This window comes from Pseudomonas sp. LB3P58 (genome assembly GCF_054897895.1).
Genome location: NZ_JBUBVE010000001.1, coordinates 441,367 through 467,692 on the forward strand (window position 1 = coordinate 441,367; position 26,326 = coordinate 467,692).

28 protein-coding genes and 1 tRNA gene are annotated in these 26,326 nt (G+C 58.8%); 13 read left to right on the forward strand and 16 right to left on the reverse strand.

Annotated elements, in window-relative coordinates:
• The first annotated feature begins 12 nt into the window (after positions 1-12).
• The 3 genes from msrB to msrA are packed head-to-tail and all read left to right on the forward strand — an operon-like array spanning position 13 to position 3,088.
• A complete protein-coding gene (msrB, locus tag ACYZTZ_RS01985; protein WP_461997054.1) occupies positions 13-531 on the forward strand; it encodes a peptide-methionine (R)-S-oxide reductase MsrB in 519 nt (172 codons plus the stop codon).
• A gap of 42 nt (positions 532-573) precedes the next feature.
• Positions 574-2,349, forward strand: a complete 1,776-nt coding sequence (locus ACYZTZ_RS01990) for a cytochrome c biogenesis protein DipZ (protein WP_461997055.1) — start codon at positions 574-576, stop codon at positions 2,347-2,349.
• 31 nt (positions 2,350-2,380) lie between these two features.
• Complete coding sequence (msrA, locus tag ACYZTZ_RS01995; protein ID WP_461997056.1) at positions 2,381-3,088, forward strand: peptide-methionine (S)-S-oxide reductase MsrA; 708 nt, start codon at positions 2,381-2,383, stop codon at positions 3,086-3,088.
• Positions 3,089-3,100: 12 nt separating this feature from the next.
• Here the strand turns inward: msrA and ACYZTZ_RS02000 are convergent, their stop codons facing one another.
• The 3 genes from ACYZTZ_RS02000 to ACYZTZ_RS02010 form a co-directional block, all read right to left on the reverse strand.
• Positions 3,101-3,505: a GNAT family N-acetyltransferase gene (locus ACYZTZ_RS02000; RefSeq protein ID WP_461997057.1), complete on the reverse strand. Its 405-nt coding sequence runs from the start codon at positions 3,503-3,505 to the stop codon at positions 3,101-3,103.
• Entirely contained in the window at positions 3,502-4,515 is a 1,014-nt protein-coding gene (locus tag ACYZTZ_RS02005; protein WP_461997058.1) for a sensor domain-containing diguanylate cyclase, read from the reverse strand. The genes ACYZTZ_RS02000 and ACYZTZ_RS02005 overlap by 4 nt, the downstream gene beginning before the upstream one ends.
• 75 nt (positions 4,516-4,590) lie before the next feature.
• Positions 4,591-5,496, reverse strand: a complete 906-nt coding sequence (locus ACYZTZ_RS02010) for a LysR family transcriptional regulator (RefSeq protein ID WP_461997059.1) — start codon at positions 5,494-5,496, stop codon at positions 4,591-4,593.
• A 102-nt stretch (positions 5,497-5,598) separates the two neighbouring features.
• Between ACYZTZ_RS02010 and ACYZTZ_RS02015 the strand changes: the two genes are divergently transcribed.
• Complete coding sequence (locus ACYZTZ_RS02015) at positions 5,599-6,774, forward strand: acetylornithine/succinylornithine family transaminase (protein ID WP_461997060.1); 1,176 nt, start codon at positions 5,599-5,601, stop codon at positions 6,772-6,774.
• An 8-nt stretch (positions 6,775-6,782) separates the two neighbouring features.
• Here ACYZTZ_RS02015 and ACYZTZ_RS02020 read toward each other — a convergent pair whose 3' ends face one another.
• The 6 genes from ACYZTZ_RS02020 to ACYZTZ_RS02045 form a co-directional block, all read right to left on the reverse strand.
• Positions 6,783-7,037: a Txe/YoeB family addiction module toxin gene (locus ACYZTZ_RS02020; RefSeq protein ID WP_140683793.1), complete on the reverse strand. Its 255-nt coding sequence runs from the start codon at positions 7,035-7,037 to the stop codon at positions 6,783-6,785.
• Positions 7,034-7,288, reverse strand: coding sequence for a type II toxin-antitoxin system prevent-host-death family antitoxin (locus ACYZTZ_RS02025; RefSeq protein WP_461997061.1), 255 nt, complete (start codon positions 7,286-7,288; stop codon positions 7,034-7,036). Before ACYZTZ_RS02025 ends, ACYZTZ_RS02020 begins: the two co-directional genes overlap by 4 nt.
• Positions 7,289-7,470: 182 nt before the next feature.
• Entirely contained in the window at positions 7,471-7,980 is a 510-nt protein-coding gene (locus ACYZTZ_RS02030; RefSeq protein WP_461997062.1) for a P-loop NTPase family protein, read from the reverse strand.
• A 60-nt stretch (positions 7,981-8,040) separates the two neighbouring features.
• Entirely contained in the window at positions 8,041-9,963 is a 1,923-nt protein-coding gene (locus tag ACYZTZ_RS02035; protein WP_461997063.1) for an alkaline phosphatase D family protein, read from the reverse strand.
• 78 nt (positions 9,964-10,041) lie between these two features.
• Positions 10,042-10,305: a hypothetical protein gene (locus tag ACYZTZ_RS02040; protein WP_461997064.1), complete on the reverse strand. Its 264-nt coding sequence runs from the start codon at positions 10,303-10,305 to the stop codon at positions 10,042-10,044.
• Positions 10,295-11,083, reverse strand: coding sequence for an MlaA family lipoprotein (locus tag ACYZTZ_RS02045; protein ID WP_461997065.1), 789 nt, complete (start codon positions 11,081-11,083; stop codon positions 10,295-10,297). The genes ACYZTZ_RS02040 and ACYZTZ_RS02045 overlap by 11 nt, the downstream gene beginning before the upstream one ends.
• A 166-nt stretch (positions 11,084-11,249) precedes the next feature.
• On the opposite strand from ACYZTZ_RS02045, the gene ACYZTZ_RS02050 reads away from it, so the two are divergent.
• Both ACYZTZ_RS02050 and ACYZTZ_RS02055 read left to right on the forward strand, forming a co-directional pair.
• Complete coding sequence (locus tag ACYZTZ_RS02050) at positions 11,250-11,960, forward strand: response regulator (protein WP_461997066.1); 711 nt, start codon at positions 11,250-11,252, stop codon at positions 11,958-11,960.
• Positions 11,957-13,315: a sensor histidine kinase gene (locus ACYZTZ_RS02055; RefSeq protein ID WP_461997067.1), complete on the forward strand. Its 1,359-nt coding sequence runs from the start codon at positions 11,957-11,959 to the stop codon at positions 13,313-13,315. Before ACYZTZ_RS02050 ends, ACYZTZ_RS02055 begins: the two co-directional genes overlap by 4 nt.
• A gap of 116 nt (positions 13,316-13,431) precedes the next feature.
• Here the strand turns inward: ACYZTZ_RS02055 and ACYZTZ_RS02060 are convergent, their stop codons facing one another.
• From ACYZTZ_RS02060 to ACYZTZ_RS02075, 4 genes are read right to left on the reverse strand one after another with little or no spacing between them, the layout of a single operon-like run.
• Positions 13,432-13,653: a formate dehydrogenase subunit delta gene (locus ACYZTZ_RS02060; RefSeq protein ID WP_095131521.1), complete on the reverse strand. Its 222-nt coding sequence runs from the start codon at positions 13,651-13,653 to the stop codon at positions 13,432-13,434.
• Positions 13,650-16,532, reverse strand: coding sequence for a formate dehydrogenase subunit alpha (gene fdhF / locus ACYZTZ_RS02065; RefSeq protein ID WP_461997068.1), 2,883 nt, complete (start codon positions 16,530-16,532; stop codon positions 13,650-13,652). Before fdhF ends, ACYZTZ_RS02060 begins: the two co-directional genes overlap by 4 nt.
• On the reverse strand, positions 16,529-18,091 hold the full coding sequence (locus ACYZTZ_RS02070; protein ID WP_461997069.1) for a formate dehydrogenase beta subunit: 1,563 nt from the start codon (positions 18,089-18,091) through the stop codon (positions 16,529-16,531). Before ACYZTZ_RS02070 ends, fdhF begins: the two co-directional genes overlap by 4 nt.
• Positions 18,088-18,564, reverse strand: coding sequence for a formate dehydrogenase subunit gamma (locus ACYZTZ_RS02075; RefSeq protein ID WP_461997070.1), 477 nt, complete (start codon positions 18,562-18,564; stop codon positions 18,088-18,090). Before ACYZTZ_RS02075 ends, ACYZTZ_RS02070 begins: the two co-directional genes overlap by 4 nt.
• A 377-nt stretch (positions 18,565-18,941) precedes the next feature.
• Here ACYZTZ_RS02075 and ACYZTZ_RS02080 point away from each other — a divergent pair, with 377 nt between their 5' ends.
• Positions 18,942-19,301, forward strand: a complete 360-nt coding sequence (locus ACYZTZ_RS02080) for a potassium channel family protein (RefSeq protein WP_461997071.1) — start codon at positions 18,942-18,944, stop codon at positions 19,299-19,301.
• Positions 19,302-19,697: 396 nt separating this feature from the next.
• Here the strand turns inward: ACYZTZ_RS02080 and ACYZTZ_RS02085 are convergent, their stop codons facing one another.
• Positions 19,698-20,009: a DUF3077 domain-containing protein gene (locus ACYZTZ_RS02085; protein WP_283189971.1), complete on the reverse strand. Its 312-nt coding sequence runs from the start codon at positions 20,007-20,009 to the stop codon at positions 19,698-19,700.
• 361 nt (positions 20,010-20,370) lie between these two features.
• Here ACYZTZ_RS02085 and ACYZTZ_RS02090 point away from each other — a divergent pair, with 361 nt between their 5' ends.
• From ACYZTZ_RS02090 to ACYZTZ_RS02105, 4 genes are all read left to right on the forward strand, one after another.
• On the forward strand, positions 20,371-20,499 hold the full coding sequence (locus tag ACYZTZ_RS02090) for a hypothetical protein (RefSeq protein ID WP_461997072.1): 129 nt from the start codon (positions 20,371-20,373) through the stop codon (positions 20,497-20,499).
• Between the two features lie 258 nt (positions 20,500-20,757).
• A complete protein-coding gene (locus ACYZTZ_RS02095; protein WP_461997073.1) occupies positions 20,758-21,894 on the forward strand; it encodes an ImmA/IrrE family metallo-endopeptidase in 1,137 nt (378 codons plus the stop codon).
• Positions 21,891-22,388, forward strand: a complete 498-nt coding sequence (locus ACYZTZ_RS02100) for a DUF4411 family protein (protein ID WP_461997074.1) — start codon at positions 21,891-21,893, stop codon at positions 22,386-22,388. The genes ACYZTZ_RS02095 and ACYZTZ_RS02100 overlap by 4 nt, the downstream gene beginning before the upstream one ends.
• Before the next feature lie 176 nt (positions 22,389-22,564).
• A complete protein-coding gene (locus ACYZTZ_RS02105) occupies positions 22,565-23,314 on the forward strand; it encodes a tetratricopeptide repeat protein (protein ID WP_461997075.1) in 750 nt (249 codons plus the stop codon).
• A 150-nt stretch (positions 23,315-23,464) separates the two neighbouring features.
• Here ACYZTZ_RS02105 and ACYZTZ_RS02110 read toward each other — a convergent pair whose 3' ends face one another.
• Both ACYZTZ_RS02110 and ACYZTZ_RS02115 read right to left on the reverse strand, forming a co-directional pair.
• The gene (locus ACYZTZ_RS02110) at positions 23,465-23,794 is read right to left on the reverse strand and encodes a hypothetical protein (protein ID WP_461997076.1); all 330 of its coding nucleotides are present in this window, start codon (positions 23,792-23,794) and stop codon (positions 23,465-23,467) included.
• 153 nt (positions 23,795-23,947) lie between these two features.
• A tRNA-Leu gene (locus tag ACYZTZ_RS02115) sits at positions 23,948-24,032 on the reverse strand.
• Positions 24,033-24,139: 107 nt separating this feature from the next.
• Here ACYZTZ_RS02115 and queA point away from each other — a divergent pair.
• Together queA and tgt are read left to right on the forward strand one after the other, a co-directional pair.
• Positions 24,140-25,189, forward strand: a complete 1,050-nt coding sequence (queA, locus tag ACYZTZ_RS02120; RefSeq protein ID WP_461997077.1) for a tRNA preQ1(34) S-adenosylmethionine ribosyltransferase-isomerase QueA — start codon at positions 24,140-24,142, stop codon at positions 25,187-25,189.
• Positions 25,190-25,203: 14 nt separating this feature from the next.
• Positions 25,204-26,319, forward strand: a complete 1,116-nt coding sequence (gene tgt, locus ACYZTZ_RS02125) for a tRNA guanosine(34) transglycosylase Tgt (protein WP_462000633.1) — start codon at positions 25,204-25,206, stop codon at positions 26,317-26,319.
• Positions 26,320-26,326 lie beyond the last annotated feature (7 nt).

Here is a 26,326-nt window from a genome sequence, read left to right on the forward strand (position 1 = left end):
TCGGAGACGACCATGTTTTCACGGCGACAGTTTCTCGTAGCAAGCGGCGGGCTAGGCGCTGCAGCCCTGGTCATCGGTGTATTGCCAAAATTTGCCGCCAGTTCTGCACTGGTCAGTGATGCCAGCGCGGCGGAGGTGTTCGAGGTGACTCACAGCGACAGCGAATGGCACGCGATGCTCAGCGCCGAGCAGTACGAAATCCTGCGCGAAGAGGGCACCGAACGGGCCTACAGCAGCCCACTGAACAACGAGCACCGTGACGGTACGTTTGCCTGTGCCGGCTGCGATCTGCCGCTGTTTTCTTCCGCGACCAAGTTCGACAGCCGCACCGGTTGGCCGAGCTTCTGGGCACCGCTGGACAAGGCTGTGGCCACTCGTCAGGACCGCTCCTTTGGGGTACTGCGCGAAGAAGTTCACTGTCGGCGTTGTGGCGGTCATTTGGGCCACGTCTTCGACGATGGGCCCAAACCCACCGGGCTGCGTTACTGCATGAATGGCCTGGCGATGACTTTTGTGCCGAAGTCGGCTTGATCCGCGGGTACTCCCTTTCACTCATTTTTGCAGGTCGACGTTATGTGGCTTCTGGTCCTCGCTTATCTCGGTGGTGTGCTGACGATTGTCAGCCCGTGTATCCTGCCGGTGCTGCCCTTTGTCTTTGCTCGCACCGGGCAGCCATTTATGAAGAGCGGATTGCCGCTATTGGCGGGCATGGCGCTGACTTTCGCGCTCGTCGCCTCGCTGGCAGCGGTGGGCGGCGGCTGGGTGGTGCAAGTCAATCAGTACGGTCGCTGGCTCGCGTTGCTGTTCGTTGCATTGTTCGGGCTAACGCTGTTGCTGCCTCAATTGGCCGAGCGTCTGACCCGGCCACTGGTGGTGGCCGGCAGCCGGTTGTCGGAAGCCGCGGGCGTCGATGCCCGACCGCGTCCCGGCGCTTCGTTCCTGATCGGTGTCGCCACGGGCCTACTCTGGGCTCCGTGTGCCGGGCCGATTCTGGGGCTGTTGCTGACCGGAGCCGCGTTGCAAGGGGCAAGCATCGCAACCACCTTGTTGTTGCTGGCCTACGCCGCGGGTGCCGCAACTTCCCTCGCGGTGGCGCTGCTGCTGGGCGGTAAAGTCTTCGCGGCGATGAAGCGTTCCATCGGCGCTGGCGAGTGGCTGCGTCGAGGCCTGGGCGCAGCCATGCTGGCGGGTGTGGCGGCGATTGCCCTGGGGCTCGACACCGGGATTCTGGCGCGCGTTTCGACGGCGTCCACCGGCGGTATCGAGCAGGCTTTAGTGGGACGGCTGGCCGGCCAATCACCGAACGTTAGCGGGGCGATGATGGCGCAGGTTCCAGCCTCGGGAAGTGCAATGAAAGCGGCTGACAAAACGCCGGGCGCACTGCCAATTGAAGGCAACCTTCCACCGCTGGATGGCGCGGTGCAATGGCTCAACTCGCCACCCCTCACAGCGCAGGCCTTGAAAGGCAAAGTCGTGCTGGTGGATTTCTGGACTTACTCCTGCATCAACTGCCTGCGCACGCTGCCGTATGTGAAGGCTTGGGCCGAGAAGTACCGCGATCAGGGATTGGTGGTGATTGGCGTGCATGCGCCCGAGTTTGCTTTCGAACGAGACGTAGGCAATGTCACCAAAGCCATGAAGGACCTGGGCATCAACTACCCGGTGGCCATCGATAATGACTTCAAGGTCTGGCGAGCTTTCAACAACCAATACTGGCCGGCCCACTATTTTGCCGACGCTCAGGGTCGCATCCGTTATCACCACTTTGGCGAAGGTGAGTACGCCGAATCGGAGCGGGTGATCCAGCAACTGCTGCGCGAAGCGGGTGCCGCGAAGGTCGCGGACGGCCTGATCAATGCCAGTGCCGAAGGTGTTCAACTGGCCCCGGACATGAACGAAGTGCAATCGCCGGAAACTTATGTCGGCTACCAGCGTGCCGAGCATTTCGTGCCTGAAACCAGCCTGGTGCCGAACAAGGTATCGGCCTACACCCCACCGCCCCAATTGGCACTCAACGACTGGAGCCTGGACGGTCAATGGAATGTCGGCTCGGAGCGGGCGACTTCAAGCGCGCCGGCCAGTCGCATCGTCTACCGCTTCCATGCCCGCGATCTGCATCTGGTGTTGGGGCCTGGCACTGACGGTAAACCGGTGCGTTTCAAAGTGTTGATTGACGGAAAAGCTCCCGGCGATGCCCACGGTACCGACGTGGCGCCCGACGGCAGCGGCAGTGTGACTGAACAACGTTTGTACCAATTGGTGCGCCAAACCGATGGCGTGACGGATCGGACCTTCAGCATCGAGTTTCTCGATCCCGGAGTGTCGGCGTATGCGTTTACGTTCGGTTGATTGTCCTTCCATTCATTCAGGAATCAGCCTCATGAAAACCCTATTCACCTGGCGCCGCACCCTGTTCGGCCTGGCCGCTGCCGGCGTCATCGGCCAGTGCCTGGCGTTCTCTTTCGGTGCGGCAGAAGACGCGGTCATCATTCCTCCCCCCACCCTCGACGAAACCACCCAGGCCCACAACGAAACCGCAGTGTTTGCCGGCGGTTGCTTCTGGGGCGTCCAAGGCGTGTTCCAACATGTCAAAGGGGTGAAGAAAGCGGTCTCGGGTTACGCCGGCGGTGCAGCCAACACGGCTCAGTACGAGCGGGTCAGCGGTGGCGATACCGGTCATGCGGAATCCGTCGAAGTCACCTTCGACCCCCGTCAGGTCAGCTACGGCAGCTTGCTGCAAATCTACTTCTCGGTGGCTCATAACCCTACCGAACTCAACCGTCAGGGACCTGACAGCGGCACTCAATATCGCTCGGCGCTTTTCCCGGAAAACAGCGATCAGCAACGTATCGCCCAGGCCTACATCGCCCAGCTGGACACTGCTCGTTCGTTCAACAAACCCATTGTCACCAAGCTGGAGACCTACAACGGTTTCTACCCGGCCGAGGAGGAACATCAGGACTTTCTGACCGAGCACCCGACCTATCCCTACATTGTGATCAACGATCTACCGAAGGTCGCGCAGCTGAAAAAGCTTTATCCGGATCGGTATCAGGAGAAACCGGTATTGGTGAAGGCGGGGATGTGAATGGCGAGTTGGCTATTTACCGCGCGGACGCTCCATCGCAATGGTCGACGTTTCAAAACCCAGGCTTGAAAAGAAATCCGAAGCACCTTCCCGGCCTGCTCGCAGAACCCAGGTCATGTCGGTGTTCTCGCCCATGACATGCTCAACCAGCGCGCGCCCGACACCCTCACGTCGATGTTGTCCACAGACAACGACCATCGACAGATAACCGTTTGATAGGCCGTCCGTGATGCCTCGGGCAAAACCGATAATTTGGGAGGCCTTCATAGCAACGGCGTTGCGTTGGGAGTTAGCGATCAACTGCGCAAAATGTTCAGCAGAACCTGTGCGGTGAGCCCATCCGTTTTGCCCCAGAAAAAGGCGTATGGACTCTACTTCCGAGGGCAGTACATCGCGGACATGAAAGGTGTCATTCATCCGGAAATCACATTCTTGCCCGCGATCTTCGACCGATACAGCGCCTGGTCGGCCCTGGCCAGCAACCCGGTCTGTTGTTCTTCGTCAAAGCGCTGAACCACGCCAAAACTCATGGTCACTTGAAAGTCCCCCACTGGCAGCAGGCTTGCAAGGCCATGGCGGATACGTTCGGCGAGGGCCCGGGCATCGGCGAGTGGTGTATTGGGAAGGATCAGGATGAACTCGTCGCCGCCCCAACGCGCGAGCAGATCGCCCTCGCGTACGCAGTGCTTCACGCTATCGATCACCTGCACCAATGCCGCATCGCCCAGCGCGTGGCCATAATGATCGTTGATGTTCTTGAAGTCGTCGATGTCCATCGCAATCAGCGACAGCGGTTGTCGAAAGCGCTGGGCGCGTTCGCATTCCTGGGGCAGGGCTTTTTCCAGAAGATAGCGATTGGCGATTGAGGTCAGTGTGTCGGTTTCCGCCAGTTTTCGGTTTTCTTCGAGTTGGATTTGCAGTTGCTGATTGACGCGAGACAACTCTCGGGTGCGTTCTTCAACGATCGCTTCAAGGGATTGGTTGCGCCGTTCAAGCGCTTCGTACAGGCGCTTCTTGTCTTGGATGCTGCGGTGCGCGCCGACCATCCGCGCCACCGAGCCGTCGGCATTGCGTGCCAGTACGTAGCCACGGTCTTCGATCCAGGTGTAGCTGCCATCCTGCATGCGGCAGCGATACTCGGCCTGATAGCCGGGGGCTCGTTGGCTCAGGTAGTCGTCGAACAGTGCCATGACCTGCTGGTAATCGTCGGGATGGATCACGTTTTCCCAGGTCAACACGTTGTTATCCAGGGAATGAGGCGGGTAGCCGAGCATCTCGTACCACCCGGGGTTGCGATAGACGAACCCGGTGTTGGCGTTCCAGTCCCAGATGCCGTCGCTGACCAGCTCCAGAATGGTGTGCAGCATGTCTTCGTTCAAATCCGACAGATTGAACTTCAACGGCTCGATATTCGACGCTTCACCCATCTCCGCACTCCCTGCCGCCCTGAAATCTAAGTGACCCGCCTGTCGAGGAGATTAGTCGATGGCGTATTCAGCCGGCTAGTGCTTGCCCCATCTCTGCAAGGCAAAGTCGACGAAACTACGCAGTTTTGGCAAACGGTAGCGATCCTGGGCATACATCAGGTTCATCGGTCGGCTTGGCGGCAGGTAATTCTGCATCAATGCCACCAGTTTTCCGTCCTTGAGATCTTGCTCCATCAACGCATCAGGCAACACCACGATGCCCATGCCGGTTCGCGCCGCTTGATGCAGTCCTGCCGAACTGTTGATCAACATCGGTCCATTAACCGCTACCGCCACTTCGCCCTCGGGACCGGTCAGGCGCCAATTTTTTTCCACCGACTGCCAGTCATCCCCGGCCGGATAGGCAAAGGATAGACAGTCGTGGTGTTGCAGATCATCAGGTTTCTGCGGTGTGCCTTTGCGCGCCAGGTACTCCGGTGATGCACACATGGTCAGGCTGTAGTCGAGGAGTGGACGGGCGATCAGGTGGGCCTCCTCGGTATTGCCCAGGCGAAACGCCACGTCGAAACCGTTTTCGAGCAGGTCCGGACGGCGATTGGTGAGGACCACATCCAATTTGACGCGTGGACACAGCAGGGCGAATTCACTCAGGGCGGGTGCCAGTTTTTCAGTGCCGAACGTCAGCGGTGCGGTGATGCGCAAGGTGCCGCTCGGCTCGTCGAGGGCCTGCTCGGCCAGCCGTTCGGAATCCGCCACCAGCCCCAGTACTTCGAGGCAACGCTGGTAATAGGCGGTACCGAATTCCGTTAACCGCTGGCGTCGCGTCGTACGGTGGAGCAGGCGCACACCCAGGCGTCGCTCCAACGCTCGCAGGTGATTGCCGACCATAGTGGTGGACATTTCGCACTGCAACGCGGCGGCGGTCATGCTGCCGGTTTCCACCACTTTGACGTAAACGGTCATTGCCTGGAACAAATCCATTATCAAGCCCAGCTTTAAAATGATTGAAGTGTTGCAGCGTTTATCTAGTTCAGGTGGCTAACCATACTGCAAAAACACCGACCATTGATGGAGCTTGATGTCATGACCGCCGCCTGCCTGATGACCACTTACCAACCCTTGGCCTTGAGTTTCAGCAAGGGACTGGGCACACGCCTGTGGGATCAGGCTGGTCGTGAATACCTGGACGCGGTGGCGGGCGTGGCAGTGACCAACGTCGGTCACTCCCATCCGAAAATTGTCTCGGCCATCAGTGAGCAGGCCGGGCTGCTGTTGCACACCTCCAATCTTTACAGCATCGACTGGCAACAGCGGCTGGCGCAGAAACTGACGCAACTGGCGGGCATGGAGCGAGCGTTCTTCAACAACTCCGGTGCCGAAGCCAACGAGACGGCGCTGAAACTCGCTCGGTTGTATGGCTGGCAAAAAGGCATTGAACAACCGCTGGTGGTGGTCATGGAAAACGCCTTTCACGGCCGCACCCTGGGCACCTTGTCCGCCAGTGATGGCCCGGCCGTGCGCCTGGGCTTCAACGAGTTGCCGGGGGACTTCGTCAAAGTGCCATTCGGCGACCTCAAGGCGCTGGACAAGGTGCAGCAAGCCCACGGCCCGCGCATCGTGGCGATCCTGATGGAACCGATTCAGGGTGAAAGCGGTGTCCAAATGGCCCCGCCCGGTTACCTGAAAGCCATTCGCGAACTCTGCACTCGGCGCTCGTGGCTGCTGATGCTTGACGAAATCCAGACCGGCATCGGCCGCACCGGCCAGTGGTTTGCTTTTCAGCACGAAGGCATCGTTCCGGACGTCATGACCCTGGCCAAAGGCCTGGGCAACGGCATTCCCATCGGCGCCTGCCTGGCCCGGGGCAAAGCCGCCGACCTCTTCACCCCCGGCAGTCACGGCAGCACCTTCGGCGGCAATCCACTGGCTTGCCGGGTCGGTTGCACCGTACTGGAGATCATCGAAGAACAAGGGCTGCGGGAAAACGCCAAACTTCAGGGCGAGCGTCTGCTGGCCAGGTTGCGCATCGAATTGGCGGACGCCCCGAACGTAATGGCGATCCGCGGTCAGGGTTTAATGATTGGCATCGAACTCAAACAACCGATTCGCGACCTGACCCTAATCGCCGCACGGGATCACGGCTTGCTGATCAACGTGACACGGGGCAAGACCGTTCGCTTGCTGCCACCGCTGACGATTGATGAGCGGGAAGTGGAGATGATTGTCAGAGGGGTTTGCCGGGCACTGAGCGCGGCCTGAGACTTATCTCAGTAGTGGTATCTACACATCACGATGCGTATTTCACCGTCCTCGACTGCATAGACCAAGCGATGCTCAGCTGTAATCCGCCGCGACCAGAAGCCGCTCAAGTTGTATTTGAGCGGTTCAGGTTTTCCGAGTCCATCGAACGGCTCGCGCTGGATTGATTTGATCAGCAGGTTGATTCGCTTGAGACCTGCTTTATCGTTTTGTTGGAACCACAGATAGTCTTCCCAACCTTCAGGAGTGAACTCAATATTCATTCTTCGATGAGTTGCTTGGTTTTTGTTTTCCCTGCCCGCAGGTTGCCGATCGATTTGATCAAGCGTTCAGCATTAGCAGGGGAGCGAAGTAGATAGGCTGTCTCTTCGAGGGCGTTGTACTCCGCCAGAGACATCATCACCACGGGTTCGCCTTTCTGGCGAGTGACCAACAGTGGAGCGCGGTCTTCATTAACCCGATCCATGGTTTCTGCAAGGTGTGCACGTGCTGTGGTGTAGTTGATGGTTTGCATGTTGTAGTCCTCGCTCAATGCAAAGAACGTACAGAAATGAGTACAGGATGACAAGGTGATACCTACGAGTGGTCGTTACGCAGACGATGCATCTACGTTTGTACTGAGTATCGCCGATGATTTTTCAAGACGTTTCCGTGATCGATGTAATCCCGATCCGATTAACACGCCATCCCCAGCGCTCAAATGCGCCAGGTGCGGGGTGGAGAATGGATAAAATCATTCATTTTCGCTCGGCTCACGAGTTGCCGTTTCGAACCGCCAAACCCTTCGAACAGACGCTGATGCGCGGCAAACCCACTGGACTCTTCGCGCGTACGATAGCTGCCGGCCCAGTCGAGCAACGCAATCAATAACTCGTCACTCTTGTCCCGCTGCGCCTCTCGCTGACGAATATTGGAAACACATTCCTCATCTTCAACACACAGCCAGATCAGTGCTGTCGCCCGGGGCAAGAGTTCGCTGATGATCCAGCCGTAAACGCCTTCGATAACCCAGCGCTCTTCACTGGCCACCACCCGTGCCATGCCCAACGCCTCGGCACGGGGGCGGGCGATGCTGTGTTCGTCGGACAACCAGTGAATCGAATCGAGATCGACCCACGGCACTTGCAGGTGCTCGGCCATTCGTTCGGCCAGCCAGCTTTTGCCAGAACCGGAGTTGCCGATGATCAGGGTTCGGGTGAAGTTCATGAGCGACACCGATCATGTAAGGGAGCCGTAATCCGAACAGAACGTGTGAACGATCAGCCTTCAGTCGTCATTCTCAGGCGCAACCATCCGCGTCTTCGGCAAACCGTTTGAGTTGTGCTGATAGATCTCCTGCGGCTGTCCTTTTTCATTAAAGAACACCTGCCCGATCCCCGCCGAATTCCACAGTCGTTCACCTGCTTCAGCATGTTCCGGGACATGGGGAACAATGCGCATGCGCCGGCGTTTGGTCAGCCAGTTGAGCGGCGAGCGGGGCGAGTAGAGCCAGCGGTTGAGGCGGTCGAACCACTCGAGCAGCGCGGTAGGGAATTCGTTTTTGATGCCACTGCTGGTGATCTGCCAGATGCGCGGGCCGGCCTTGCGGTGTCGGATCAGTACTTCGTAGACGAAGGAATAATGCACATCGCCCGACAGCACCACGTAATTACCGGGTGTGCGCGAGTGTCGGAAAATGTTCAGGATCACCTGGGCCGCACCGCGATGGGCCATCCAGTTTTCGGCGTCCACCAGCAGGGGATAACCGCACCAACTGAAAACGCGCTGCACGGTTTCGATCAGTTTGACGCCGAAGATCGGCGCCGGCGAAACGATGATGGCTGAAGGGTGATCGAGCAGTTCCTGTTGCAGTTCGCTGAGGGCTTCCCAGTCCAGTAGACCCGAGGGCTGCTTGAGGTTCATCTCGCTGCGCCAGCGTCGGGTGCGGGTGTCGAGCACGACGATGGCCGGGCTGGTGGGCAGCACGTAATGCCAGTTCTGAAATCTCAGCAGTTCGTCAATCAACCTGTCCTGAATGTCACTGTCGAGGTAGCGGTCATGCCCGGTCGCGCTCAATCCGCCGGCCTTCTTCAGCACAGCGCCAAACGCGTCCGGGTTGTTGCCCCAGCCCTGGCACAGCATATAAGCAATCAGTGCGTTGCCGATGATGCGCCTGGAGAACGGATGGCCGTAGGCCGTTTCCTCCCATTGCGCGGAAAGATTCCAGTCATCGGTAATATCGTGGTCGTCGAAAATCATCAGGCACGGCAGGTGAGCGAGTGCTCGGGCGACGCCTCCCAGACCGGCCTTGAAGCCATCGATGCGCGTCTGCTCAAGCGCATAACGCTCACGTCTTGCAGGCGTCAGTGCCGGTGGTTGCGGGGCGATCAATGTCCAGGGTGTTGGCGACCAGACCAGCAGGTACATGGCCATGACTTCGGCGAACGTCACCAGATGGTTGTCGGCACTGCTGCTGGTGAAAATCGGCTTACGCGCCCCGCCGAAAAATCGCTCGCGCAGGGTTTCGTTACTCTCCAGCGCCGGTAACAAATCCGCACGATGGTAGTAGCTGGCGGGGTGCTCGTAGAGCTTGGCGCTGTCGCTGACCACCGCGCCTTCGAGGTGCTCTTCGAACAGCCCCAAGCGCTTGATCAAGGCATGGATGGCTCGCAGCATCGGCCCCGCGACATCGTCGGCATAAACCTGATCGCCGCTCATCATCAACAGCGCCGGACGTTTGTGTGCGTCCGGCTCCGCCTCCAGCAAACGATCGACGCACAGCAAACCGTCCGGGGCCGGATGGTGAGGTTTGCGGCAAGAACCGTGCAGCAGATGATCGGCCCGTTTACGCAGGACGAAGTTTGGGCAACGGGCGTCGCCGTACAGCAAGTGCGGGGCCCAATCGGCGATGCCTGTGCCAGCGTCGTCAATCAGCAGGTCGTATTCGATTAACGTGTCGCAGGGCAGGGTGGCGTCCAGCGACACATCGATCAAATGAACAAAGGCCTGGGTGCCCACCGCAATGACCGTGCACTGACTCGCGTCGAGGTGGATAGCGTCGCGATCTTGCAGACGCAACGTCAGCGTCAACGCCCGCGACCCCACCAGCCACATCACCAGCCGCGTGGGCTCCAGACGCCGCAGCAGCGGCCCGACCAGGACAGGGGGCAGGGATTGGTGATCGTCAGGCAGCGGCAAAGACATGGACATCCGGGTTCTTGGAACAGAGAAGCGCGGAATGATAACGCAGCTGACGTCAATGAAACGCAACGGGCTCGAATCCGGCAGTCAAGGCAACGGCTCGCTGTCCGCCTTCATGACATCCGTCTCGCCATTGGCCACGAGCCAGCGAAACAGCTCTGTCACGGATACCGTGTGGCTACGCTCGATCCATCGCACCAGCGCCGGGCCATAGTGTTCGGTGTAGCGGCTGAGCACCAGATGGCGACAGTCCGCTGACAGGCGCAGGGTAATTTCCCGGCAGTGCAGAGTGGTCGGGTCGTGCTGGATGACCCGTTGCTGCAGCATCAGGCTATTGCCTTCAGAAACCATCGGCCGGAGCTCCTGTACATTGAGGTTTGGTTGTCTGCGCCGAGCCTTGTTTGCCATCGGCCACGTAGGCGGCACGATGCTCGGCGACCACGTTACGTAACGCGCTGTAGTAGTCCGGCAGTTTTTGCAGGCTGTCGGTCAGCGGTAAGGCTTCTGCGCGGCCATCGACGAAGCCGCCGACCGTACTGATAGTGGACAGCGTGTCCACGGTGTCGCTGTTGCTGCCAAACGGATCGACCACAAAACCGAGCACGCGGCCGACGGCGTCGCGGCTGTTGGACGTGCCGAGCAAAGGCAACTCGACGATCGGCCCGTTGCCGATGCCCCATACGCCAAACGTCTGGCCGAAATCTGCGTCGTGACGCGGGATACCGGCCATGCCGGAGACGTCGATCAAGCCCACCACGCCGACCGTGGTGTTCAGCACGAAACGCCCCAGCGTATTGACCGAGCGCATCGGGTTGCCTTGCAGCAGGTCATTGATGAAAACCTTGGGCTCGCCGAAGTTCGCCACAAAGTTATGCACACCGGTCTGGAAAAAGTCCGGCGAGTAGCGATAGCCGCGAGCGACCGGCGCCAGGGCATAGTCATCGACCACCCGATTTAACGCGAAGACCCCACGATTGAACGGTTCCGCCGGGTCGTACACCGAATAGGCGATGTCGGCGCAACTCACATCGGTGGACGGCGGCTGACTGCTGCAACCCGCCAACCCGGCGGTTAGCACGGCAATCGAGGTGTTGCGGGTCAGCCAGGGAGCACACTTGAAAGGCAACATGGACGCAAGTCTCGGGAAGAATTCGCCGAGATGCTGAGCCCCAAGCCTTGCGCAAAGATGTCTGGTTTATTGCGGCGCTGACGCTTTATTGCAGGATTGAAATATATGACGCGCTGCCGTGAATGGTTTTAGATGACGGTTCCATTCGCCCCTTAAGTGACCTTCGGTGAACAGCCTTTTAATTGTGGACGACGACCTTGAAGTCCTCGATCTACTGAAAAAATTCTTCGTGCAGCACGGCTACAGCGTCGAAGTCGCCACCGACGGCCCGTCGCTGTGGACGGCCATCGACCGACAGCCGCCAGACCTGATCATTCTTGACGTGATGTTGCCCGGGGACAGCGGGCTGATCCTGTGCCAGCAACTGCGGATTCGACACTCCATTCCGGTGATTATGCTCACCGCCATGGGTGAACTCAGCGACCGGGTCGTCGGCCTGGAACTGGGCGCCGATGATTACCTGACCAAACCCTTCGACGCTCGTGAACTGCTGGCCCGCGTGCGCGCCGTACTGCGTCGGGTGGACGAGCGCCGTCCGGTATCGCAGGAACGGCCACGGCCGCTGATCGACTTTGCCGACTGGCACCTCGACGTCACCCGTCGAGAACTGCGTTCGCCGGACAACGTGATGATTCCATTGTCGGCCGGTGAGTTTGACCTGCTGCTGGTCTTCGTCGAACACCCGCAGCGCATTCTCACCCGCGAGCAATTGCTGGACCTGGCGCGCGGGCATTGTCACGAGGCGTTCGATCGCAGCATCGACGTTCAAGTCAGCCGCCTGCGACGCAAACTCGAGTCCGACACCAAGCGCCCGGCGATGATCCGCACCGTGCGCAATGGCGGTTACCTGTTCACGCCCAGCGTGACGCGGCGATGAGCTGGCTGAGGCGGATTCGCCGGGATACCGTGGCGCGCTGGATAGCGTTGACGATCATCCTGGCCATGCTCATTTCATTGGCACTCAACGGGCTGTTTATCCAACTGGCCGGCGTGTGGGCGCGCCCACCACTGACCGAAACCGGCCTGTTGGAAAAAGCCGCCGCCATCAGCCGCGTCATCGAGGCCGCGCCGGCGCCTCTGCGCGATTCATTGGCGCAAGCTGCCGGCGAGAACGGCTTCACTGTCAGTTGGCACCCGGACCGGCACGATCTCAATCTGCCGACCGTGGAAGATCCGAAGTCCGACATCGGCTCGACCATCCTGCAGCCGATGCTCAGAGCCCCTGACCGGCGCATCGAAGCCTATGAACCGGCCGACTGGACGGAGCACACGGCGGACGCGCATTACGCGCTGCTGATAGAGCTATCGGATTCGACATGGCTGATGTTCTCCGCGCCCTCGCGCAGTTGGGGCCTCGACGAAACGCCACGCTACCTGATCGTGATCCTGCTGGTGCTGATCTCCACCGCCCTGGTCGCGCTGATCGCCACCCGGCGCCTCGCCACACCTTTGCAGCACTTTGCCGAAGGTGCCCGACGCTTCGGCGTGGACTTCCGTGCACCGCCCATCGAACCGCTGGGCCCACAGGAAATCCGCCAGGCAATTCTCGCGTTCAACGCTATGCAGGCCCAGTTGCAGCACTTCATCCGCGACCGCACACAAATGCTCGCCGCCATCTCCCACGACCTGCGCGCGCCCCTGACGCGGATGCGCTTGCGGGGCGAATTCATCGAAGACAGCGAGCAACAGCAACGCTTGTTTCGTGATGTGGATGAAATGCAGGCGATGATCAACTCGGCGTTGGAGTTCTTTCGTGATGATGCCCGGCTTGAGCCGGCGACCCAGTTTGATCTGGCGGAACTGCTGCAAACGTTGCTGGATGATTACCGGGATCAGGGTGTCGAGATTGCTTTCAGTGGACCGCTGCGGTGGGTGTATTTCGGGCGACCGTTGGGGCTTAAACGGGTGATGACCAATCTGCTGGATAACGCGATCAAATACGGGAGTGAGCCGGGGATTGAACTGATCCCCGGAGCCGGGGAGGTGAGGATCAACGTACTGGATCGTGGGCCAGGTATTCCGGATGCCAGCCTTGAACAGGTTTTTGCACCGTTCTTCAGAATGGAAGGCTCACGAAACAAAAGCACGGGGGGCGTTGGTTTGGGGTTATCGGCGGCGCGGGCGATTGTGCTGGAACACGGCGGCGAGCTGACACTGCGCAATCGATCGAAGGGCGGGTTGGAGGCGTTGGTGGTGTTGCCGGTGCATCCGAATACAAGCCACTACGCTTAACCCCTGTGGGAGCGAGCTTGCTCGCGAATGCGGACTGTCAGACGACTTTGTAGTGACTGATACACCGCTTTCGCGAGCAGGCTCGCTCCCACAGGTTTTTCCACAGTTCTGCTGGTCTAAGCCTCCCAGCCCGCCCCACTGACCGCCGCCTGCGCCAGTGGGTGCAAGTCTGCCCCCTGATGCTCCGTCTGCCAGGCCAGCAATTCCTTACGCATGCCGGGCGTCCAGTACATCTGCAGGTGATTACGCACGCCGAGCACGGCCTGTTGCTGGTCCGGTTGGCTGGCGAAGTACTGGGCGATCTGATTGGCCATTTTGATCAGATTTTCAGTGCTCATCGGCGTACCTCGGCTTTAGAGCCACGCGCCTGGCGGCGTTCGTCGAGCAGGCGGTGCTGGTTGTCGCTGAACTCCTGATAGCGCTTTTGCCACTCGGAAGGGTGGTAGACGCGGCTGACTTCCACGGCCGTGACCTTGTACTCCGGACAGTTGGTGGCCCAGTCGGAGTTGTCGGTGGTGATGACGTTGGCCCCCGATTCAGGGAAGTGGAAAGTGGTGTACACCACGCCTGGGGCGACCCGTTCGGTGACCCGAGCACGCAGTACGGTCTGGCCGGCGCGGCTGCCGATGCCGACCCAGTCACCTTCGTTGATGCCACGGCTCTCGGCGTCGCTCGGATGGATTTCCAGGCGGTCTTCGTCGTGCCAGGCAACGTTTTCGGTACGCCGTGTCTGAGCGCCGACGTTGTACTGGCTGAGGATGCGCCCAGTGGTCAGCAGCAGCGGATAGCGATTGTTGACCTTCTCCTCGGTGGGCACGTAGCCGGTGAGCATGAAGCGTCCCTTGCCGCGCACGAATTCCTCGATGTGCATGGTCGGCGTGCCGTCCGGTGCCGCGGCGTTGCACGGCCATTGCAGGCTGCCGTGGCGATCCAGTTCGGTGTAGCTGACGTTGGTGAAGGTCGGCGTCAGGCTGGCGATTTCATCCATGATTTCTGACGGGTGCGTGTAGTTCATCGGGTAGCCCAGGGCGTTGGCCAGGGCCACGGTGCCTTCCCAGTCAGCCTTGCCGCCCAGAGGGTCCATGACCTTGCGCACCCGGGAGATGCGTCGCTCGGCGTTGGTGAACGTGCCGTCTTTTTCCAGGAACGAGCAGCCCGGCAGGAACACGTGGGCGAACTTGGCGGTTTCGTTGAGGAAAATGTCCTGCACCACGATGCATTCCATGGCGGACAGGGCTGCGGTGACGTGCTGGGTATTCGGGTCGCTCTGGGCGATGTCCTCGCCCTGGCAATACAGGCCCTTGAAGCTGCCGCTGAGGGCGGCTTCGAACATGTTGGGAATGCGCAGGCCCGGATCGGGTTGCAGGGTGACATTCCAGGCCTGTTCGAACTGCGTCCGTACCACCTCGTTGGAGATGTGGCGGTAGCCAGGCAGCTCGTGGGGGAAAGAACCCATGTCGCAGGAGCCCTGAACGTTGTTCTGCCCACGCAGCGGGTTCACGCCAACGCCTTCGCGGCCGATGTTGCCGGTGGCCATGGCCAGGTTGGCGATGCCCATGACCGCGGTGCTGCCCTGACTGTGTTCGGTGACGCCCAGACCGTAATAGATCGCTGCGTTGCCACCGGTTGCATACAGGCGGGCGGCGGCGCGGATGTCGGCAGGTTCTACGCCGCAGATGGCGCCAAGGACTTCCGGCGAGTTTTCCGCGCGGCTGACGAACTCGCTCCAATGGGTGAAATCCGTGCCCTCGCAACGAGCGTCGATAAAGGCCTGATTGAGCAGGCCTTCGGTGACGATGACGTGGGCCAGGGCGTTGAGCATGGCGACGTTGGTGCCCGGGCGCAGGGCCAGGTGCAGTTCGGCGCGGGCATGCACCGAGTCCACCAGATCAATGCGTCGTGGGTCGATGACGATCAGTCGCGCGCCTTCACGCAGGCGACGTTTGAGCTGGGAGGCAAACACCGGGTGGGCATCGCTCGGGTTAGCGCCCATCACCAGGATCACGTCGGCCTGCATCACCGAATCAAAACTCTGGGTGCCAGCGGACTCTCCCAGGGTTTGTTTCAGGCCATAACCGGTTGGCGAATGGCAGACCCGCGCACAGGTGTCGACGTTGTTGTTGCCGAACGCGGCGCGCACCAGTTTTTGCACCAGATAGGTTTCTTCGTTGGTGCAACGACTGGAGGTGATGCCACCAATGGAATCGCGGCCGTATTTTTGCTGCAGCCGGCGGAATTCGCTGGCGGCGTAGGTCACCGCTTCATCCCAGCTGACTTCCTGCCAAGGGTCGTTAATGTTTTTACGGATCATCGGTTTGGTGATGCGATCCGGGTGAGTGGCGTAGCCCCAGGCAAAGCGCCCTTTGACGCAGGAGTGGCCGTGGTTGGCTTGGCCGTTCTTGTCTGGAACCATGCGCACCAGTTGGTCGCCTTTCATCTCGGCGCGGAACGAGCAGCCCACGCCGCAATAGGCACAGGTGGTGATCACGCTGCGTTCGGGCTGACCCAGTTCGACCACGCTTTTTTCCATCAGGGTCGCGGTGGGGCAGGCTTGTACACAGGCGCCGCAAGATACGCATTCCGAGTCGAGGAAGTTATCGCCACCGGCGGCCGCAACCCGGGATTCGAAACCGCGCCCGGTAATGGTCAAGGCAAAGGTGCCCTGGGTTTCTTCGCAGGCGCGCACGCAACGGTTGCAGACGATGCACTTGCTCGGGTCGTAATCGAAATACGGGTTGGAGGTGTCCTTCACGTCGGCGAGATGGTTGTCGCCTTCATAGCCGTAACGCACTTCCCGCAGGCCGACCTGACCGGCGACGGTTTGCAGCTCGCAGTTGCCGTTGGCCGAGCAGGTCAGGCAGTCCAGTGGGTGATCGGAGATGTACAGCTCCATGACGTTGCGGCGCAGGGTCGCGAGCTTCGGCGTCTGGGTGTGCACGCTCATGCCTTCGGTGACCGGCGTGGTGCAGGACGCCGGGTAGCCGCGCATGCCGTCGATTTCAACCAGGCACATGCGGCAGGAACCGAAGGCTTCCAGGCTGTCGGTGGCGCACAGTTTCGGAATGGTGGTGCCCAGCAGCGCGGCGGCGCGCATCACCGAGGTGCCTTCGGGCACGCTGATGCTGCGGCCGTCGATGTTCAGGGTGACCTGCACCTGGCTGTCGCGGGCCGGGGTGCCGAGATCGATATCGGTGTTCGGGTCGAAGAGAGTGATCATTGGTCGGCCTCCGAAGATTGCAGACCGAAGTCGGCGGGGAAGTACTTGAGGGCGCTGGCTACCGGAAAGGAGACCATGCCGCCCAGCGCGCACAGCGAACCGTATTGCAGGGTGTCGCACAGGTCCTTGAGGATGATCACCTGCTCATCGCGACCGTTCTGGTCAGGTGCGGCCAGCAGACGGTCGATCACCTCCACGCCCCGGGTCGAGCCGATGCGACATGGGGTGCATTTGCCACAGGATTCCTCGGCGCAGAACTGCATGGCGAAGCGCGCCATGTGGGCCATGTCCAGGCTGTCGTCAGCCACCACCACACCGCCGTGACCGAGCATGGCGCCGATGCCGGCGAAGGCTTCGTAATCCAGCGGCGTGTCGAATTGACTTGGCGGCACCCAGGCGCCGAGCGGGCCGCCGACCTGAGCGGCTTTCAGCGGTCGGCCACTCGCGGTACCACCGCCGTAGTCTTCCACCAGTTCCCGCAGGGTCAGGCCAAAGGCCCGTTCCACCAGGCCGCCGCGACGAATATTGCCCGCCAGCTGGAAAGGCATCGTGCCGAGGGAGCGGCCCATGCCGTAATCGCGATAAAACTGCGCGCCCTTGGCCAGAATCAGCGGCACCGAGGCCAGGGTCAGCACGTTGTGCACCAGGGTCGGCAGGCCAAACAGGCCCTGCAACGCGGGGATCGGCGGCTTGGCGCGGACGATCCCGCGTTTGCCTTCGAGAGAGTCCAGCAGCGCGGTTTCCTCACCGCAGATGTAAGCGCCGGCCCCGACGCGTACTTCCATATCGAAGGCCTGACCGCTGCCGCCGACATTGGCGCCGAGGTAACCGGCGGTCCGGGCGATGTCCAGCGCTGCACGCAGTGTCGCCACGGCAGCCGGGTATTCCGAGCGCACATAGATGTAGCCGTAACTGGCGCCGACGGTAATGCCGGCAATGGCCATGCCTTCGATCAGCAGGAAGGGGTCACCTTCCATCAACATGCGATCGGCGAAGGTGCCGGAGTCGCCTTCGTCGGCGTTGCACACAATGTATTTCTGCGCTGCCTGGGTGGCGCGCACCGTGCGCCATTTGATCCCGGCCGGGAAGGCCGCGCCGCCACGGCCACGCAGGCCTGAGTCGAACACCTCAGTCGCGGTCTGTTCGCCACCGATGGTGACGGCTCTTTTCAAACCCTCGAAACCGCCATGATCCCGGTAATCGTCGAGGTACAGCGGCCGGGTGATACCGGCACGGGCAAACAGCAGGCGTTGTTGCGTCTTCAGATAGGGCAACTCTTCCACCAGGCCCAAGGCCAGAGGATGAGAAGACGGCTCGCCTTTGAGCGCTTCGAGCACAGACGGCACATCGGCAGCCGTCAGCGGGCCGAAGCCGAAACGGCCCTGCGGCGTGTCCACTTCCAGCAGTGGTTCCAGCCAGTACAGACCGCGCGAGCTGGTGCGTTTCACCTCCAGAGGCACAATGCGTCCCCGGGCATGGGTGATAAGGGCTACCACAACCTCTTCGGCACCAACGGCACGGGCCAGCGAATCACCGGGCATATAGAAAGCCGACATCATGCATCCTCCCGGCAAGCATCAAGCAAAGCATCCAGACGCTCGGCACTGAGCCGCGCATGCACCTGGCCATCCAGCTCAAGGGCGGGCGAACAGGCACAGGCGCCGAGGCAATACACCGGGCGCAGGCTGATGTTGCCGTCGGCGCTGCTGCCGTGGTCGTCCAGTTGCAGGCGTTCGCGCAACTGCGCCGCAAGCTGCTCGGCGCCGCGGCTCTTGCAGGACTCGGCCCGGCACAGACGCAGGATATGCCGGGCTGGAGGCGCGGTGCGGAAGTCATGGTAGAAGCTGATCACCCCGCGAACCTCGGCCTGACTCAGGTTTAGCGCGTGGGCAATCTCGGGGATGGCGGCATCGGGGATATAACCGATGCCCTCCTGAATCTCATGAAGAATCGGCAACAGTGCACCCGCAGAGCCCTTGTGGCGCTCCAGCACGCTGTTGACCATAGGCAATTGCAACATCTCATCAGGCATTCAGCATTCCTCACGGTCACGGACAAACCAGAGGGTTGTCGGTCGTCCGAAAGTGTCGGCTGCGGCACTCACACCACGTCACGGTATCGTGGCAATTTCAGGCCGTTGGCCAGGGCACCCTGTGCGGGCATCTTGTTGTGCCCGGCGCGGTCTTCGCCGCACCTCTATAAGGGCATTAAGGCAGCTTGCCACGCTGCTTTTGATTCATCTGCACCAAAGCGACGTGTTCGGTTCTTTCTACGACCTTCTATTGAGTCTAGAAGAGTGCGGCCCGAGGCGTCGTCCCTGAATGGTCGGGGCCAGTTTCCAGCGCTTGTGCCAAGCTGATGGAGTGTTAATACGCCCGCCGCTCAGACAAACCTCAGGAAGCTCATGCCATGAACCCCAGTCATGCGTCGCACGTCCGTCGAGAATTCTACAAAGCAGTCGGGTTCTACTTTCGCGTTGTCTGGCCGATCTTTTCCATACTGCTTTTTCTGATCGTGCTGATCGGCCTCATCATCAGCCACCTGGAGGGTTGGGATCCTTTTGACGGCATCTATTTCGGCTTCGTGACCGGTTTGACCATTGGTTATGGAGAACTCGTGCCGAAACTTGGCGTCTCGCGGGTTCTGGCGATTTTTCTGGGGTTCAACGGGGTGCTGATGACAGCGATATTTGCGGCGATCAGTGTTCGGGCGATTGAGGTTGCAGTGCGGGCGGCGGGGCAGGAAGAGCCGGGTAAGCCGACGGCGTGAAGTCATGCAAGTCATCGACTCCCAAATTCATGCGCGACGGCGTGGTGTTTACCAACGAGCGGGAGTGTCAGATCCGTGGGCAATTCAGGGAGCCGATGCGTTGATCTATCCCGCTGTAACAGCCGAAAAATAAAAAGCCCCGAAAAACCTCGGGGCCAATCCTGAATGCCAGCCACCACACACAACCCCTGTGGGAGCGAGCCTGCTCGCGATAGCGCCAGCCCAACCAACGCAAAACCCTGAAGTGACCTCAACCACTTGTAGGAGCGAGCTCGCTCGCGAAAAACGCAAGGCATCCACCTATCCCGCTGAATACCACACCTACCGCAACCAAACCCGCTCCCACAACATCACGCCTAACTCTTGAAACCAAAAGCTAACCCGGCGCTTCGCCGACTATCCCTCAGCCTTCGCCCCCGCCCGCTTAGACGCCATCTCATTGTCCCGATCCCGATTCAGCACCTTCACCGCATCATCCACCACCGCCTTGCTCATCGCCGTCAAATAATGCGCGGCCCAGGCGTGGCGGTCGGTATCTGTGGCGTAAGCAGCATCTTCGGTCAGCTTCTTGGCGAGGAACAGAAAGTCAGAAGCCATTGATAACGCATCACCGAGAGGAACGCCGCGAGTTACGTGGAATAGGGCTTGATTCGCGCAGTAGATGGCGGGTGTGAGGCCGATGGTTTTGAGTTCGGGTTGATCGGTCATTGGCCACCTCCGATGACGGAGAGGCGGTAGGAGAGGAGGGATGGTGGAGCGTTACTCGATTGGGAATTGCGTAGAGGGAAAAGCCAATTTTTGTACGGATTTGTTCTAGTCATGGGTCAACATCCTTGATTTGAGGAGCTGCCACGAGCCTTCTCACAGGCTTGGGTGACAGCCGTGCGCGGGGTGAGAAACCGGCAATCAAGGCAACCGGTAGACCCGAAGGTCTCCCACGCACAGCCGCCATAAAGCCATATCGCAGACGAAAAAAAACGCCACGATAGGTTTTGGGGCGCTTTGCGCCTTGATTGTTGCGGGCTCTCACACCCGGTCGCTGAATTGGCAGCGACGGTGGGAGGGTATCGTGGAGACCTCGTTCCTGCAACCTTCGAAATTAATGGGTAACAATCTGGTCAACCACCGCGAAAACTCGGGTGATAAAGGCGCAGTGGCCGGCCGGGGCGTGGCGCACTTCCGTCATGAAACGCAATGAAACAACGTCCCGCCATCCGTCTGGGGGTTACATATTTACGCTTCGGGTCCTCGCGCATTTACCTCATAATCGCGCGCTTCTACCGGTCGTCTCATGTCGGTAGCTCAGCTTCTCTACTAATCTGTAGCCGCTGCCACCAGATTTTTAACAGCCAAGGAGAAAGGCAATGCCAGACAAACGGAACCAGCGTCAGTCGGATGCATCTGCAAAGGATGCTCTCGAACGGTTACTGCCCCTGTCTGAATTGCCTGTGACCCTATGAGTCAAGCCGCCTTAGTCAATCCAAGCCTGCTCACATGGTCTCGTGAGCGCGCAGGTCTCTCCACTGAACAGGTTGCTAGAAAGCTGCCGGTGAAACCTGATCGAGTACAGGAATGGGAGGCTGGAGAGACCAAGCCGACATTCCTTCAGGCTCAAAAGTGGGCGAGCGTCGCTCATATTCCTTTTGGCTTCCTGTTTCTTCAGAAGCCTCCCGTCGAAGAACTGCCTTTGCCTGATCTGCGGACTGTCGGTGGGCTTGCGCCTCAACGTCCCAGTTTGGAATTGTTGGACACCGTACGGGATTCCATACGTAAGCAGGACTGGTACCTGGAGTATCTGCAACACCAGGAGCATCAGCCGCTGGCATTTGTAGGTCGCTTCAATAGCCGATCTCAAGTCGCAGAGGTGGTGGACGATATTCGCCGGATCCTCGGCGTGAACCCTGACATTGCTCGATTAGATTACGACAAATACAGCCGTGCCTTGATCGAGGCAGCAGAAACGGCTGGCATTTTGGTTATGCGCAGTGGCATTGCTCTAGGAAATACTCATCGCAAACTTGAAGTTAGCGAGTTTCGTGGTTTTGCCATCAGTAATGCCTACGCCCCCGTTGTATTCATCAACAGTTCCGACGCCCCCACCGCCCGGCTGTTCACCTTGCTTCACGAACTGGCACATATCTGGATTGGTAGTAGTGGAGTGTCTGACGGAAACACCGCTAATGGTCGAGACGAGGAACGATTCTGCAATGCAGTTGCAGGTGAATTTCTGGCTCCCGAAGCCCAATTCCGTGCCTTGTGGAACGCCGATGTTAACTGGGAAGAAAACCTGGCTCCGCTGGCAACTCGGTTTCACATCAGTAAATTGGCGATTGGTCGCCGCGCATTAGATCTTGGATACATAAGCCAGACCCAATACAGCGCTTACTATCGAATGATCCTCAAGGCTTTTCAGGATGATAAAGGTGGCGCGGGTAACTACTACCGCAACGCCACTGCGAAAAACAGCCCTAGCCTAAGCAAGGCGGTGCTGACTGAAGCAATGAGTGGCCGGATGCTGCTGCGCGATGCGGGACATTTGCTCGGCGTGCAACCTGCCAAATTAAGGACTCTCGCCAGCATGATTACGGAATGAATCATTTACTCGACGCTAACACGCTGATCGAAGCAAAAAATCGTTACTACGGGATGGCTATCTGTCCTGGGTTTTGGCAATGGTTACTACTTAAGAATAAAGCATTGGCTTTAGCCAGCATTGCACCTGTAATGGATGAGCTAACAAAAGGGCATGACGATCTGGCGGATTGGGCGAAGGACAATTGTGATTTCTTTCACTCCACCACCGATCAGGATACGCAACTGGCATTCATGCAGGTTGCGGGGCTTGTGGCTGATCAAGCGCCTAAGATGAAAACAGGCGCTATGGACGAATTTTTAGCAGGTGCTGACCCTTGGTTGATTGCGAAAGCAATGACTACAGGGGCTACAGTCGTTACTCATGAAGTGCTAAACCTCGATGCTAAACGAAAATTCATTATTCCCAATATTTGTAAGGAGCTGAATGTTCCTTTTTTGAATACGTTCGAGTTGTTGCATAGGCTTCAAGCAAGGTTTGTATTGCCTGCTTAAAATAAGTAATTTGCTCAAATCGTGTGGGCTTGAAATGTTTAGCAGAGTGAATGGAAATAAAGCTGTACCCTTTTCGGTCAGATGGTCTGTCCCCTTTTTATGCAATTGTTTCTCCCTCATGACAACGCTACCCTTTGCGCTGTTTGGAGTTTAAGTTTTTAACAGGAAAAAATAATATGGATGTTCAGCGCTTCTATCCTTCAGTGCGCCGCTTTATAAAGATTGACGCGATCATACTGCTTTTTATTTTCCCGCTTTTTGCTCAAGCGGACATTACTGAGGAAGAGGTGACGGCTAACTGTCTTAAAGTTAGTGAATACTCCGCCGAGGGCGGAAAGTATTACAAGCTTAAGCAATACGCCAAGGCTCGGGAGCAGTACGAGCGGCAGATCGGCTGGTCGGAGAGTTGTCAGTTTGACGAAGAGGCAGTTGCGATGGCCTACAATAACGTCGCTCTCACCTATGTGCACGAAGGAAATTACCTTAAGGCCCGGGCATGGCTAAATATTCTTCCAAATGACAAAAGGTCGATTTTTAACCTCAAGAAATTTAGTGGCGATATAAAAAACTCGGTAGAGAAACTGTCTGCTAAGTCAGAAGGGCAATATTGGCAATATGCCGGGGCTTCGTTATGGAACACGATGACTTTCAAGCCGCAGGGTCAGAAATACAAAGTTGATTTTCAGGGTTATTACGCTGGCCTGATGGCGATGTATTACGGTCCCAATATGGGTGAGTTTTCAACGGTATTAGAGGTTGATAACGGCAAGGCTCATTACGCCATGAGCGGAGATGACGAAGGCGACTGTGTATACGACTTCGATATAAAAAAAGATCTGCTCACTGTGAAGCGCACGGCAGGTGAGTGGTGCGGCTTTGGTCATAATGTGGGTGCTGAAGGCGTTTATCACAGCGTCGAGTTCTAGTAAATTTCGGAAAACTCGCGAAATTGGCAAGCCGCCGAAACCCAATGTAGTCGGTCTGGAAAAGGGGGCGGATTTATTGTTCGTAAATACGTGGCGACCGGCTTCGGTGCGCCTATCGGGCGTCTCCGGTTTTTAGGCTGCCCCTTTCCTTCATTGAATATCTTTTAGATAGTCCTTGAGCGCGTTGAGCGGGGCATCAAGCTGCTCCATCGTCTGTGCAGTTCTGAAATCTGCCGCTAATCTATGCAGCTCGCGGCCTAGGACCGTATTGACACCGCCGATGGCGTTCAGCGCCAAACTCAGGCATTCATCCTCTTTCCCCTGAATCGCCTCCACATCCCCCCTACGCACCAACAACCCAAAAACCTCCCGCTCATAATCACTCATCAGCAAATCATCCCGCAGAATCGGACTTGAATCTTCCGTCTCGTAAGCGAGCTTGAGGGAGAAGAGGGCGACGGTTTCCAGCAGCAACTCCATGGGGGGAATCCTTGTGAAATGTTCCGCCGGCGCTAGAGGCATGGAAGAGAAGCAAGATCAAATGATCGCAGCCTTCGGCAGCTCCTACGGGGGGCGGGGTGGCTTTTCTACAGACGAAAAAAAGGCCTTGCTAAGCAAGACCTTTCTTAATTTTGGTGCCCCGAGGGAGACTCGAACTCCCACTTCTTGCGAAAACGGATTTTGAATCCGCCGCGTCTACCAATTCCGCCATCAGGGCTCAATGGCGGCGAAGTATAGAGATGAGATTACCGTCGGTCAATCAGGTACATAGAGAATTTTCACTATTTCGGCTAGACTTCCGGCCCCTGCTAGACGAACCCCATCATGCGCGTTGCTGACTTTACTTTCGAACTCCCTGATTCGCTGATCGCTCGCCACCCTTTGGCCGAGCGTCGCAACAGTCGCCTGTTGACCCTTGATGGGGTCAGCGGCGCCCTGGCGCACCGTCAATTCACTGATTTGCTCGAGCATTTGCGCCCGGGCGATTTGATGGTGTTCAACAATACCCGGGTGATTCCGGCGCGGCTGTTTGGCCAGAAGGCTTCCGGCGGCAAGCTGGAAATCCTGGTGGAGCGGGTGCTCGACAGTCATCGCGTGCTGGCCCATGTGCGGTCGAGCAAGTCGCCGAAGCCGGGTTCGAAGATCCTGATCGACGGCGGTGGCGAAGCCGAGATGCTGGCGCGTCACGATGCGTTGTTTGAGCTGGGGTTTGCCGAAGAGGTGTTGCCGCTGCTCGATCGCGTCGGGCACATGCCGTTGCCTCCTTATATAGACCGCCCGGATGAAGGCTCGGACCGCGAGCGTTATCAGACGGTCTACGCCGAGCGTTTGGGCGCTGTGGCGGCGCCGACGGCGGGGCTGCATTTCGATCAGCCGCTGATGGAGGCGATTGCCGCCAAGGGCGTCGAGACTGCATTCGTGACCTTGCACGTCGGCGCTGGCACCTTCCAGCCGGTGCGCGTCGAGAAGATCGAAGATCACCACATGCATAGCGAGTGGCTGGAAGTCGGTCAGGACGTGGTCGATGCCGTCGAAGCCTGCCGCGTTCGCGGTGGTCGTGTGGTGGCGGTGGGGACCACCAGCGTGCGTTCCCTGGAAAGTGCCGCGCGCGATGGCGTGCTCAAGCCGTTCAGTGGCGACACCGACATCTTTATCTACCCGGGCCGGCCGTTTCATGTGGTCGATGCCCTGGTCACCAACTTCCATTTGCCCGAATCCACGCTGTTGATGCTGGTTTCGGCGTTCGCCGGTTATCCCGAAGCCATGGCCGCTTATAAAGCCGCCGTTGAGCATGGTTACCGCTTTTTCAGCTACGGTGATGCGATGTTTATCACCCGTAATCCCGCACCACGTGGCCCTGAGGAAACAGAATGAGTCGCACCAGTCGCATGTCTTTTGAGCTTCTTGCCACCGATGGCAAGGCTCGTCGCGGTCGTTTGACCTTCCCGCGCGGTACCGTCGAGACCCCGGCGTTCATGCCGGTGGGCACGTACGGCACGGTCAAGGGCATGTTGCCGCGGGATATCACCGCCACGGGCGCGGAAATCATTCTGGGTAACACCTTCCACTTGTGGCTGCGTCCTGGCACCGAAGTGATCAAGAAGCACGGCGACTTGCACGATTTCATGCAGTGGAAAGGCCCAATTCTGACCGACTCCGGCGGTTTCCAGGTGTTCAGCCTGGGCGCGATGCGCAAGATCAAGGAGGAGGGCGTGACCTTCGCTTCTCCGGTCGACGGCGCCAAAGTGTTCATGGGTCCGGAAGAGTCGATGCAGGTCCAGCGTGATCTGGGCTCGGACATCGTGATGATCTTTGACGAATGCACCCCGTACCCGGCTGACGAAGACGTCGCACGGGTATCGATGGAGCTGTCGTTGCGTTGGGCCAAGCGTTCGAAAGAAGCCCATGGCGACAACACGGCGGCGCTGTTCGGCATTGTTCAGGGCGGTATGCACCAGGATCTGCGCATGCGCTCCCTGGAAGGTCTCGACAATATCGGCTTCGATGGCCTGGCCATTGGCGGTCTGTCGGTGGGCGAGCCGAAACACGAGATGATCAAGGTGCTCGACTACCTGCCGGGTCAGATGCCGGCTGACAAACCTCGTTACCTTATGGGCGTTGGCAAACCGGAAGATCTGGTTGAGGGTGTGCGCCGCGGTGTGGACATGTTCGATTGCGTGATGCCAACCCGTAATGCCCGCAATGGGCATCTGTTCATTGATACAGGCGTGCTGAAGATCCGTAACGCGTTCCATCGCCATGATGATTCGCCGCTGGATCCGACCTGCGATTGCTACACCTGCCAGAACTTCTCCCGTGCTTATCTGCACCATCTGGACAAGTGCGGCGAAATGCTGGGTAGCATGTTGAATACCATCCACAATTTGCGCCATTACCAGGCGCTTATGGCTGGTTTGCGCGAGGCTATTCAACAGGGTACATTGGCCGCCTTTGTCGATGCCTTCTACGCCAAACGCGGGTTACCTGTTCCGCCTTTGGACTGAGTTTTCT